We start from the raw sequence: 12,564 nt of genomic DNA on the forward strand, positions 1-12,564 counted from the left end.
AAAAAACCTTGAGCTTATTTTTCGCTCAAGGTCATTTCGTTTACTAGCAGTGGCTCCTTTATATCAAGCCCAGTGCGTGCATTGCCTTTTTCTGACGATGTGACGCCTTTTTTCAAATCGATCTTTTTAACGTAGCGTCCATCCATTTCCAGCACTTTCATCCGAATATCATCCAGATAGATGGATTGTCCTTCTCGGATATCAATATTTTCTTTTAAGATGAGCCCGCCGATTGTATCAATTTCCTCATCATGATAAGAAATCTCGATCAAATCTTGAACTTCATCTAATCTCACTTTGCCGTCTAAAACATAATGATGATCGGCTCTTTTTTGAATAACTGGCTGCTCATCTTCATCGAATTCATCTCGAATATCTCCGACAATCTCTTCTAAAATATCTTCTGTTGTGACAAGTCCAGACGTTCCGCCATATTCGTCAGTTAAGATCGCCATATGCATTCTATCACGCTGCATCTTGACGAGAAGCTCTTGAATAGGGATCGTGTCAATGACCTCAATCACTGGATATATATAATCTTGAATTTTCAGTTGATCTTTTTCTCCTTGATACACAAGATCTGCGAAGAGCTGCTTTTTGTTCAGCATGCCGATGACATGGTCTTTATCTCCTGAAAACACAGGGAAACGTGTATACTTTTCCTGCGTCATAATGGCAAGGATATCATCTAACGGCATATCTTCTGGAATCGCACAAATTTCTCTCCGCGGTATCATGATCTCTCTGGCAATTCGATTATCGAAATCGAAAATTTTGTTCATATAATTATATTCTGATGGGTTGATTTCCCCATTTTTTAAGCTCTCAGATAATAAAATCTTCAATTCCTCTTCAGAGTGGGAATGTTCTTTTTCAGACCCCATATCGATACCCATCATTTTAGTTAGCAGACGTGCTGACCCGTTTAACACATAAATGAAAGGGAACATAAGGATATAAAATGCATGCAGCGGGCCTGACAGCCATAGCGTCATTTTTTCCGCCTTTTGAATGGCAAGCGATTTTGGTGCAAGCTCACCTACAACTACATGCAAAAAGGTAATAATAGAGAACGCAAGTGTTGCTGAGATCAGGCTGATTGCTGAATCAGGAATGTTTGTCAAACCGAAACCTCGAACCAAAAGTTCTTTCACAGCCGGCTTACCAATCCACCCTAAACCAAGGGATGTCACTGTAATACCGAGCTGACAGGCTGACAAATATTCATCTAGCCTTGATGTCACCTTTTTCGCCATGATGGCCTTTTTGGACCCTTCGGCAACAAGCTGATCAATTCTTGAGCTTCTCACCTTTACTATGGCAAATTCAGATGCAACAAAGAAAGCTGTTAAAGCAATCAAAACACCGACTATACTCAGATTAACAATATCGTCCATTTAACCTTGCTCTTTCTTAGAAGAACAAGGAGTCACCTCCTGATTGATGATGTTATGTTTTGCAAAACGGTTAACTGATTAAATAAGACTACATTGAGGGCCCCACTTAACCACCTCCGGTTCACGTAAAATTCCGCCTCTCTACATATATATGAAACGGTATTCATTTTATCTTATCATAAATAATCTGAAAATTCCTGTATCGTCATGTTATTTTTGACATGACTGACTAAATCGAGGGAAATCCTCCTCTGTTTCTTCTTATTGTCAGGAAATATGAACAATTAACTTGTGTTTCAGACTAGAATTATATTAAACTATTTTCATAAACTATAACGTGACGGTTAGGAGGAGATGTTCAGATGGGGCTGAGAAAAAGTATCGTATTGGTGAACTAGCACAGATTGCACAGGTGACGAAACGAACTGTAGATTATTATACAAACCTAGGTTTGCTTGCGCCTGTTAGATCTTGCTCAAATTATCGTTATTACGATGAATATGCTTTAAAACGATTACAATTAATCGTTCTTTGCAAACAGCAGAGATTGGCTCTTTCTGACATCAAATCCAGATTAGATGAACAATTCCCTTCTCAAAAGGAAGATCATGATGAACTTGTCCATTTAACCTCTGATATCGATCGGATGAATGAGCATATGGACCGCATTTTGGCACGTTGTAAGCAGCTTCAGCCAGAACAACGTGAAAAACTAAAAGAGCAGCTTACTCCTGAAAAAATGACGGCTGTCCAATCATTTTTACTGCTGTTAAGTTAAAATTTTTACTAAACAGGAGGTGTTACCTTCGTTCTCAAAGTCAGAACGAAGGCCTTAATTGGACATAGTTAATTTACTCATAGTTGCTTTACTTATAGCTTTAACCGCGTTTTTCGTTGCATCAGAGTTTGCGATCATTCGCTTAAGAAGCTCAAGAATTGATCAGTTAATCGCAGAAGGTAATAAAACAGCAGTTGCTGTCAAGCATGTAACGACTCACCTTGATGAGTACCTATCAGCCTGTCAGCTTGGTATTACCATTACCGCCCTTGGTATTGGTTGGTTAGGGGAAGAAACAATTGCGCATATGCTTGCGCCGCTCTTTGTGGAGCTGTCTATTCCTCAATCAGCTAGTTCTATTGTCACTTTTATCATTGCGTTTAGTATTATGACGTTTTTACACGTTGTGGTTGGAGAGCTTGCACCGAAAACACTCGCCATTCAAAAGGCTGAGCAAGTATCCCTTCTTTTTGCTAGACCACTGATGATTTTTTACAAAGTGATGTTCCCGTTCATTTGGGTATTAAATGGATCTGCTCGTTTATTAACGAAAGCGTTCGGTCTTCAGCAAGTATCTGAGCATGACATGGCGCACTCTGAAGAAGAATTGCGGATTATTTTATCAGAAAGCTATAAGAGCGGCGAGATTAACCAGTCTGAATTCAAATATGTGAACAAAATTTTTGAATTTGATGACCGTTTGGCGAAAGAAATTATGATTCCTCGTACTGAAGTTGTCAGCTTCCCTCATGATATTACCATCGAGGAAATGCTGAAGGTGACTAAGGTAGAGAAATATACACGTTATCCAATTGAAGATGGCGATAAAGACAACATGATCGGTGTTCTAAACATTAAAGAGGTCCTCACTGCCTGCATTAGCGGTGAGTGTTCTACAAGCGATACGATCGAAAAGTTTGTAAATCCGATTATTCATGTGATTGAAACGGTTCCTGTTCATGATTTACTGCTCAAAATGCAGCGTGAACGTGTACACATGGCCATTTTATCAGATGAATATGGCGGTACAGCAGGTCTTGTGACCGTTGAAGACATCCTTGAAGAAATCGTTGGTGAAATTCGTGATGAGTTCGACATTGATGAAATCAACGAGGTGCGTAAACTTGGAGAAGACCATTACATCTTTGATGGCAAGGTCCTTGTTGATCAAGTCAACCTGCTATTAGGTATACAGCTTGATAATGAAGAGGTCGACACAATCGGCGGCTGGTTCCTTACTCAGAAATATGAAGTAGAGAAAAATGACGCCATTCGTGAACAAGGCTATGAATTTATTATTAATGAAGTCGATGGACACCATGTAGCTTATATCGAAGTAAAAAAGTTAAATGAACAATTATTAGAAGCAGCTGAAGAAGGCGCTTCGTAACAAAAAACGCCCACTTGCTTAAGCAAGTGGGCGTTTCACATTGTGGACAAAGGGCTAAAATGATTTTTATTTTAGCCCTTTGTCTTCTTTTTCAGCGTGATAGAAAACCTTTGAAGTCTAGGAAGGACGAGTACCGGAGCGGAGCGAATTGAGCATTCGTGAGCACCGGCACGCAGGACTGACACCGAATGCGAGGGTTTGTCTACACGCTGAAACGACCCTTGCCTAAGCAAGCGGTCGTTTTTCTTATGCCTTTTCCATTAATTGAGCTTCTAGCTCTTTGATTCTCGTGTTTAATACTTCCGTCATGGCACCTAATCTTTCTTTTGGCGGCAGATGGTCAAATTCAGACAGCTCAATCGGTTCACCGATGATTAAGCGCATTTTCCCTTTTTTGAAAAGACTTTTCGCATTTGAAGGTCCTTTGTATGCTGCTGGAACAATTGGCGCTTTACCGAGCTGCGCAATAGTAACCGCCCCTCTTTTTAAAGGAACATCCTCTGTTGTACGTGTTCCGCTTGGAAAAATTCCGACGATCTTTCCCTCTTTTAATAATTTAATGGGCGTTTTAATACTGCTTGGCCCAGGATTCTCTCGATCAACTGGAAAGGCATGAATCCTTTTTAAAAATCCACCGATCCATTTATTTGCAAACAATTCTTTTTTCGCCATGTAGTGGATCTCAAACGGAAGAATTCCTGCGCCCAATGCAAGAACATCCACAAAACCCTCATGTGTACAAGCAATGACAAAACCCCGATCAGTTGGCAGATTCTCTTTTTGATATACTTTGATTCCACCTCGGAGACCAAATAATACTTTGATGGTATAGCCTGAAAATTTATACATAGTGCACTTCCTTTGTTTGAAAAATGAAGGATTTGTCTCTATTATAACAAATTTTTTATTACCTGGTACTAAAAATTTATAAGCACCCTAATCCTCCATGTCTTTTTTGTTTAAAATGAACGCTCTGTCTGTATTCAAGCACAAGGTTTTAGGGGAGAATAGAATAGGAATTGTGTCCAATTTTGTCGTTTTTCGAAGTTTTTTCCTGATTTGTTCTAGTGAAAATGCTTTATAAATGATGCAAATTTCGCTATGATAAGGAGAAATGATTTTGATTCGGCGAAAGAAATGAGTAATGTACGGTAATGAGAAGTTTCGTGCAACTTTATGCCTTTCTTATGCGTGTATAACATAGAGGGGAGAAAAATCAGTGACGATCGATGAAATTTATCAAATGTATATGAACGATGTTTACAGGTTTCTGCTCTCCATGACAAAAGACAAACATTTGGCAGAAGACTTATTGCAGGAAACCTTTATGCGTGCTTATATACATATTCATTCCTACGACCATAGCAAAGTGAAACCTTGGTTATTTCAGGTGGCACGAAATGCTTTTATTGATTATGTCAGGAAACATAAAAAAGAAGTGACCATATCGGATGACCTCATTGGCGGTCTTTTACAAACGTCTGTACAAAGCCCTGCTGAACAGGTTGAAATAAAGGAAGTCCTCACCATGTATTTGGAGCAGCTTCCAGATAACTACAAGGAAGCGTTGACATTGTATTATTTAAAAGAACTAAATTACAAGGAAGCATCCAAGGTCATGAATATTACTGAAGCAAATTTTAAAAGTGTTTTATTTCGTGCAAGGCAGCGCCTAAAAGCACTTTACAACAGAGGTGTTAATGATGAATGAAGAGTTTAACAAGCGATGGGAACAATATAATAATGGTGAGATGAATGAGGAAGAAATGATGGCGTTTGAGGAAGAGCTTGAAGAAAATGAAAAGCGCTTAAGTCAGGAACTGAACGACTCGGATTGGACAGATTTTTCTATCAGTCCTGAGAAGCAAAAAGCCATTTTACAATATGGAAAAAGAAAATCATATTTACGTATTTCTGTACTTGCTGTCATATCGACACTCATTATTTTACCGCTTTGTACATTAGGAAGTTATCTATACTACGGCGTTGGCGGAGCCGAGAGCAAAGGCAACCACTTCATGGAAACAGCCGCTGTCACCGTCGCTTTGACCAAACCAAACGTGGCCATTGATATGAAGGATTTAAAAGGACAGGTTAAGCTTTTTGGGATGAACACCGAATTGAAGCTGCAAAAACAAATTGGCAATAAAACAGAAGCCATTGGCAGTGAACAAATTGAGATGTTTTTCGATAAATTAAAGCAGCCTACCATCTCTTATTATGGTGACAACGCACGCGAAACGGAAGGTTTCTTTACCCATCCTTCGGCGCAGGCAGATGCCTCAAAAAAACAAACACTCACTACGTTAGACAAGCTTCCTGAAGGAACAGTAAGTGAAGTGTATGTATCCTATGACAAAGCTTACACACCAAAGGATGTTTATTCCTTTGCTAAAAAATACGATATGAAAGTGCTGTGGAATGCGATTAAAACAGAGGATTCATTAAGTGGAAAACAGCGGCCAATCGGCTTTCCTGGGAAGGACTCTGAATTTTTAAAAGAGCTTCAGCACACATCAAAAACTGAAGTAGATCAATTCAAAGATGCCCTTGCTTATGTCAATCAGCACCCGACTTGGGCAACAACGATCTCTGGCCGACCTGACCTTGATCTGTCTAATCGTATACGCTATATCGATCAAAATGGCGTCACGGTTTATGGTTCTGTGATCACAGGTCCTTCTAAAGAAATTGAGAAATTTGTGAAGACAAAACGCATTAAAACGGCAAAAGTGAGCGAGGTGGAATTATGGAATTGGTAAGAATTTTTAAAGAGCATAATGTATTTGGCTGGATTTCTGTCGGCACAGCGATATTATCCCTGCTCATGCTGAACCTCGCCATTATCAGCAACGTGACATTTTATTCTTTTCAAATGCTTCCTTTTGCAATGGCCGCAGTTCCATTTGGCATTATTGAACTGTTTATTAAAAAAGGCCGTACGGGTCCAGGTTTCCTCGGTGTCGTACTGAATATCTTTGTCATTGTTTGTGTCTATGCAATCGTATCAATCGATGTCGATCTTCAGTTAGGTTTTTAATCAGCACTCAAAATCAAAAGCCCGTGTTACTTGACTGCACCAAGTAGCACGGGCTTTTTTCATTTATTTTTTATTCAATTCTGAGTGTTTTCTTGAATATAAGAAATACACAACAAGCCCAATGACAAGCCAGATTAAGAAGCGAACAAAAGTGATTGCACCGAGCTTATAAATGAGCAATCCGCAAGATAGAATGGCCAAGATTGGAATAAGCGGAACTGCTGGGCATCTAAATGCTCTCGGTAAGTCCGGCTGCGTTTTTCTCATCACAATGACCGCCACTGAAATCAAAATGAATGCTGAAAGTGTCCCGATGTTCACTAGGCTTGCCAGCTCATCAAGTGGAATAAATCCACCCATTAATGCTGACAATGTACCGAAGAAAAGTGTGTTGATGTAAGGTGTTTTATGCTTTGGGTGAACCTTTGATAGAACCTTTGGCACCAAGCCATCACGAGACATGGCAAACATCACGCGTGTCTGGCCGTACAGCATGACAAGCATAACGGTTGTCATTCCTAATATCGCTCCGACATCCACAATACCAGCCACCCAGTTTTGTCCGGCTACTTGTAACACGAGAGACACTGGATGTGATACTCCCTCAAAATTCATGAAAGGAACGATGCCCGTCATAATCGCACTGACAACGACATAAAGCAGCGTACAAATCAATAAAGAAGTAATAATTCCTCTAGGCAGGTTGCGCGATGGATTTTTTGTCTCCTCTGCCGCGGAAGCAACTGCATCAAACCCGATAAATGCAAAGAATACGAGGGCTGCTGCACTTAAGACTCCTGATGTCCCAAATGGAACAAATGGTGTCCAGTTTTCAGGTTTTACATATTTCACAGCGACTAAAATAAAGAGCAAAATCACAGCAATTTTCATAATAACCATGATGTTATTGACTCGTTTAGATTCTTTAATACCAAAGTACAGCAGGAAGGTGATGACCATTAAAATAATAAATGCTGGAAGATTAAAATATGTTACTTGCCCTTTTAAACCACCTGGTGCTGCTGTTAATTCAACTGGTATATGAATCCCTATCCCATTAAAAAAAGACACAAAATAACCTGACCAGCCCGCTGAAACGGCACTAGCGGCCAGCATATATTCTAATATTAAATCCCAGCCAATGATAAACGCTAGAAATTCCCCCATTGATGCGTACGTAAATGTGTACACGGATCCTGATACCGGCACTGTAGAAGCAAATTCCGCATATGATAGTGCTGCAAACAAACAAGCAAGACCTGCGATGACAAATGATAACACAAGTCCTGGCCCCGCAGTAACGGCTCCTGTACCTGTCAGAACAAATATCCCTGTCCCGATAATGGCTCCAATGCCAAGCATGGTTAAATCAAATGAACCCAATTCCTTTTTTAATGCTTTTTCCCCTTGTGTTGCCGCAATGAGCTCTGAAATGCTCTTTTTTCTAAACAACGAATTGCTCATACCATCACTCCCAAAACTTAGTATCAGTCTAAAGACGCCACATCCATATAATTAACAATATTTTCTGAATATTCAGATTAAGTTTAGCGCAATAAATTGGTGGCGTAAAATTATTATATATGAAAATTAAAAAATGAAAACACTTTTTTTAAAAAAAGAGTGAAAATTCTTATATATCAACGAAAATTTTGTCAATAAATTGGTTAGATTTTCTTCAATTCTTATTCAATTGATAACTTGTCTTCCTCTATTTATTATTCAACATTGAAGTTTATATTTTTTTCATATACTTATTATTCAACAAAAATAAGACCCTTTTTTAAAAACGGGTCCACAACTTTGTTATTTAAAAGTCTTTAGACTGATAATGATCTTTGAGAAAAGACCAGTTCAGAGGCATAAATGATATATGAAAAAAGAGACTGCTTCATCGCAGTCTCTTCAAATAAATTAGTTTACAAATGTTTTCGCTCCAAGATAAATCGGCTTCCAATAGCTCGATGTCATATCACTGATCGTTACACCATCAGAAGCAGCATGGATAAACTTGTTGTTTCCAAGGTAGACACCCATGTGAGATGGACCCGATTTATACGTAGTAAAGAACACAAAATCTCCAACTTTTGGTGTGGATACACTTTTCATCGATCCCCAAAAACCTTCAGTTGTTTGTCTTGATATCTTTTTTTGTTTGTTAATGATATACCACATAAATCCGCTGCAATCAAAGCCCTTCGGTGTCGTTCCACCCCATCTATATGGAGTACCGTTCTGCGCTTTAGCATCTGCTATGAGCTTAGACGTGTTTAATGAAGAAGTAGAGACTGTTTTTTCTTTTACAGGTTTCGTCTTTACTTTAGACGTCTTTTTCACCTTTAGCTTTTGCCCGATTTTAATGAGATCTGTTTTAAGTTTATTTAACGATTTCAACTCTTTCACAGTCATCCCATATTTTTTGCCAATCTTAGATAATGTATCACCTTTGACAACTTTATGAGTGGCAGTCGCTGAAGCCGTTTTTACTTTTGTTGTTGTTTTTGATGTTTTCACTGCTTTTTTCGAAGAAGTGCCATTCACTTTTAAGGTTTGTCCAACATAAATTACGTTAGATTTCAGCTTATTGTCTGATTTAATTTTGCTCACGCTTGTTTTGTATCTTTTCGCTAGAACAGAAAGAGAGTCACCTTTTTGAACTTTTACTGATTGTGCTGAGGCAGCTCCGGCAAATAATGTCGTCCCAAGTAGAATTGCACTTGCAGCTGTGATCAATTGTTTTTTCATTTGTTCCTCCTGTATGTATCTATCTGATCCGAATTTTTATCTACTCCCTATTATAAGGATCAAATACCAGAAGAAATAGTCTTGACTTCCTACGACATTATGCTTATTAATTCGGCAAAATTTATTTTTTTTTAGGGTTCTTTTTATTTCATTTTTATTACACAATCATGACAAAATAATCGCATCTTGTCATGGATAAATGATACATTCATTTCTCTTTTTGGTTCATTCTATGTAAAGTGGCCCTTTACAATTTTAAAGTGAACTTTACGATGCTGTAAAAAGGAATCCACACTTCTGCTCTACCATTGTAAACGTAAGAGCAATACATAAACAATGAGGAGGCAAAATGAATGAGTGTGTTGAAAAGCTCGAAAACGAAAATCGCTGCAGTGGCAGCTGCATCTGTGCTATCGATTGGCATTTTTTCAGGGATTGAATTTGGACAAGCTGACAAAGCTGAGGCTAAAAAGAAGCCGAAAAATCACGTGCAAAATGTGATCGTGCTGATTGGAGATGGCATGGGAACACCTTATCTTTCAACTTACCGCTCATTTAAACACAACGGTGACCTTTCAAAGCAAACAGCGTTTGACCCTTACCTCACTGGCATGCATAAAACATACCCTGACGACTCTAAAAGTAACATTACCGATTCAGCAGCAGCTGGTACAGCCATGGCTACTGGTAAAAAGACATACAACAATGCCATTGGTGTAAACAAAAACGGCAAAAAATTAAAAACCGTTTTAGAAGAAGCCAAACGCAAAGGAAAATCGACGGGGCTTGTCGTAACATCTGAATTAACAAATGCTACGCCTGCTGCGTATGCCGCTCACGATGTGTCTAGGAAAAACACAGCAGCCATCGCTGATGATTTCTTCGATGAGAAAATCGGAAAACATCATACAGTCGATGTCATGCTTGGCGGAGGACTTATCGATTTTGTCCGGAAGGATCGTGATTTGACGAAGGAATTCAAACAAGCCGGTTATGATTATGTCACCAATAAAGCCGCCTTACAAAAAAACAAAAATGAAAAAGTGTTAGGCATTTTTGCTGATGGAGGTCTCGATAAAGCCATTGATCGTGATAAAACGACCCCTTCCTTGCAAGACATGACATCCTCAGCCATCAAACAGCTGTCTAAAAACAAAAAAGGATTTTTCCTTATGGTCGAAGGCAGTCAAATTGACTGGGCTGGACATGATCATGATATTGTCAGTGCGATGAGCGAAATGAAGGATTTTGAAAAAGCATTTGAAGAAGCGATTCGTTTTGCGAAAAAGGATAAAAACACGTTAGTCATCACGACAGCGGATCATTCAACTGGCGGACTTTCCTTCGGGGCAGATGGTTCAGGCAGCTGGGATTACAAACCGGTAAAAGCAGCGAAAAAGACGCCTGACTTTATCGCAAACAAAATTGTCAGCGGCATGCCTGTTGAGTCAGCACTGAAACAATATATCAATCTTGATTTCACAAAAGAAGAAATCGACTCCATTCAAAAGACCGCTGAAACAAAGGATGCTGTTAAAATTGATGATGCGATTGAAGAAGTGATCAACACGAGATCACATACAGGCTGGACAACATCTGGTCATACCGGTGATGAAGTACCATTTTATGCTTACGGACCAACAAGTGAGCAGCTAAAAGGTCTGATGGAAAACACCGATCAAGCAAGGCACATTTTTAAACTGCTGAAAAATCAATAAAAAAACCAAAAAAGATGTCTGCTAAGAGACATCTTTTTTGGTCTTTTTTAAGCAAGATATTTCCTATGAACCCCTTTTCCATCATAAGAAAACATCACTTCTTTTCCTTCAAGAACTGACTCGATATGCACACTTCTTCCCCACAGCTGATATAAATACGGAAGGACTTTTTCTAAGTATTTCAGATCAAGTTCAATGCCTTCATACCAATGCTTAATATAAAGTTCATTATTTTTTAAATAGTCGCCATCGATCACGGTCAAATACGGAAAGCCGCCATTCACTCTCATGCTGACTAATTGGTCACGAACTGCTTTCCATTCTTTATCAATGACTTTATAGTCTCTCCCCTGCTTTTGAAACAAGTACAAGTCTTCTCTCATTACAAGGTCTTTCGTTAAGTAGTTTCGAATAAAGGAAATATCCGATTCAATTTCCCTGACTTCAAACATTTTACTGCGGCCAGATCCTTCTGTGACCCCTGCTTTTTTTAATTCTTCACATGGGTTGTCATAGCGCTCTTCGATATCTTCAAAAATCTTCAGCCCTAAATAGTAAGGATTGATGCCTGTTTTAGAAGGCTGCACCACTCCTGCATTTAATTTCGCAAACTCTATCGATTCACTTGAATCCAAATCAAGCTCCCGCATAATCCGCTGGTGCCAATACGATGCCCAGCCTTCATTCATAATCTTTGTTTCCAGCTGGGGCCAAAAATAGAGCATTTCCTCTCTCAGCATAGTAAGGACATCCCGCTGCCACGGCTCCAGCTCCCGGGAATGCGCCTCAATAAAGAGTAAAAGATCCTTTTCCGGCTTTGGCGGGAATTGCTTGACGGTTTTCTTTTTCTCACGCGTTTTCGGCTCATCCATTCCCCACAAATCATCATAAGGCGTTTGACGTTTTGGTTTATCTTCTTCACATTCTTCTTCATCGTCCATATTCCAGCTTAACTTTGAACGAACAAGAGACGGATCAATATGCTCTTGAATAGACAATACAGCATCTAAAAAGGATTCAACTTCTTTTGTTCCGTGGATATGCTCATATTCTTTGATCCGCTCTGCCGCTGCTGACATGCTTTCGACCATATCTCGTTTTGTGTTTTGGAAACGGCAATTATTTTTGAAGAAATCACAGTGTGCCAATACATGAGCCACAATTAATTTATTTTGAACGAGCGTATTGTTATCAAGTAGAAAGGCGTAGCAAGGATTTGAATTGATCACCAGCTCATAAATTTTACTTAACCCTAAATCATAATGAAGCTTCATTTTATGAAATTGCTTCCCAAAGCTCCAGTGGCTGAATCGTGTTGGCATTCCGTATGCACCGAACGTATAAATAATTTCCGCGGGACAGATTTCATACCTCATCGGATAAAAATCTAGACCAAATCCTTCTGCAATTTCTGTAATTTCATCAATCGCTCTTTGTAAAAGACGTTTTTCAGATACGCTCAAGGAAACCATCCCTCCTCATCGGACTTATCCCTA

The 12,564-nt window shown here is 39.2% G+C and carries 11 protein-coding genes; 6 read left to right on the forward strand and 5 right to left on the reverse strand.

What is annotated here, in order from left to right:
- Positions 1–14: 14 nt before the first annotated feature.
- Positions 15–1,397, reverse strand: a complete 1,383-nt coding sequence (locus MHI60_RS02670; protein ID WP_144485622.1) for a hemolysin family protein — start codon at positions 1,395–1,397, stop codon at positions 15–17.
- Between the two features lie 337 nt (positions 1,398–1,734).
- On the opposite strand from MHI60_RS02670, the gene MHI60_RS02675 reads away from it, so the two are divergent.
- Together MHI60_RS02675 and MHI60_RS02680 are read left to right on the forward strand one after the other, a co-directional pair.
- A complete protein-coding gene (locus tag MHI60_RS02675) occupies positions 1,735–2,175 on the forward strand; it encodes a MerR family transcriptional regulator (RefSeq protein ID WP_034667702.1) in 441 nt (146 codons plus the stop codon).
- Positions 2,176–2,233: 58 nt separating this feature from the next.
- Complete coding sequence (locus tag MHI60_RS02680) at positions 2,234–3,565, forward strand: hemolysin family protein (protein WP_048238362.1); 1,332 nt, start codon at positions 2,234–2,236, stop codon at positions 3,563–3,565.
- A gap of 246 nt (positions 3,566–3,811) precedes the next feature.
- Here the strand turns inward: MHI60_RS02680 and MHI60_RS02685 are convergent, their stop codons facing one another.
- Positions 3,812–4,414, reverse strand: coding sequence for a 1-acyl-sn-glycerol-3-phosphate acyltransferase (locus MHI60_RS02685; RefSeq protein ID WP_144485624.1), 603 nt, complete (start codon positions 4,412–4,414; stop codon positions 3,812–3,814).
- 370 nt (positions 4,415–4,784) lie between these two features.
- Here MHI60_RS02685 and MHI60_RS02690 point away from each other — a divergent pair, with 370 nt between their 5' ends.
- From MHI60_RS02690 to MHI60_RS02700, 3 genes are read left to right on the forward strand one after another with little or no spacing between them, the layout of a single operon-like run.
- On the forward strand, positions 4,785–5,276 hold the full coding sequence (locus MHI60_RS02690) for a sigma-70 family RNA polymerase sigma factor (RefSeq protein ID WP_024425287.1): 492 nt from the start codon (positions 4,785–4,787) through the stop codon (positions 5,274–5,276).
- Complete coding sequence (locus MHI60_RS02695; RefSeq protein WP_095408087.1) at positions 5,269–6,327, forward strand: anti-sigma factor; 1,059 nt, start codon at positions 5,269–5,271, stop codon at positions 6,325–6,327. Before MHI60_RS02690 ends, MHI60_RS02695 begins: the two co-directional genes overlap by 8 nt.
- Entirely contained in the window at positions 6,315–6,605 is a 291-nt protein-coding gene (locus MHI60_RS02700; protein WP_024425288.1) for a hypothetical protein, read from the forward strand. Before MHI60_RS02695 ends, MHI60_RS02700 begins: the two co-directional genes overlap by 13 nt.
- Positions 6,606–6,668: 63 nt before the next feature.
- On the opposite strand, the gene MHI60_RS02705 is transcribed toward MHI60_RS02700, so the two are convergent.
- Both MHI60_RS02705 and MHI60_RS02710 read right to left on the reverse strand, forming a co-directional pair.
- On the reverse strand, positions 6,669–8,069 hold the full coding sequence (locus tag MHI60_RS02705; protein WP_111291886.1) for an amino acid permease: 1,401 nt from the start codon (positions 8,067–8,069) through the stop codon (positions 6,669–6,671).
- A gap of 450 nt (positions 8,070–8,519) precedes the next feature.
- The gene (locus MHI60_RS02710) at positions 8,520–9,350 is read right to left on the reverse strand and encodes a LysM peptidoglycan-binding domain-containing protein (protein WP_342502669.1); all 831 of its coding nucleotides are present in this window, start codon (positions 9,348–9,350) and stop codon (positions 8,520–8,522) included.
- A gap of 353 nt (positions 9,351–9,703) precedes the next feature.
- Here MHI60_RS02710 and MHI60_RS02715 point away from each other — a divergent pair, with 353 nt between their 5' ends.
- On the forward strand, positions 9,704–11,068 hold the full coding sequence (locus MHI60_RS02715) for an alkaline phosphatase (protein WP_144485626.1): 1,365 nt from the start codon (positions 9,704–9,706) through the stop codon (positions 11,066–11,068).
- Between the two features lie 47 nt (positions 11,069–11,115).
- On the opposite strand, the gene MHI60_RS02720 is transcribed toward MHI60_RS02715, so the two are convergent.
- Positions 11,116–12,531, reverse strand: coding sequence for a SpoVR family protein (locus MHI60_RS02720; protein ID WP_095408083.1), 1,416 nt, complete (start codon positions 12,529–12,531; stop codon positions 11,116–11,118).
- Positions 12,532–12,564 lie beyond the last annotated feature (33 nt).

Source organism: Bacillus sp. FSL K6-3200, assembly GCF_038630485.1.
Taxonomy (GTDB): Bacteria; Bacillota; Bacilli; order Bacillales; family Bacillaceae; genus Bacillus; species Bacillus safensis.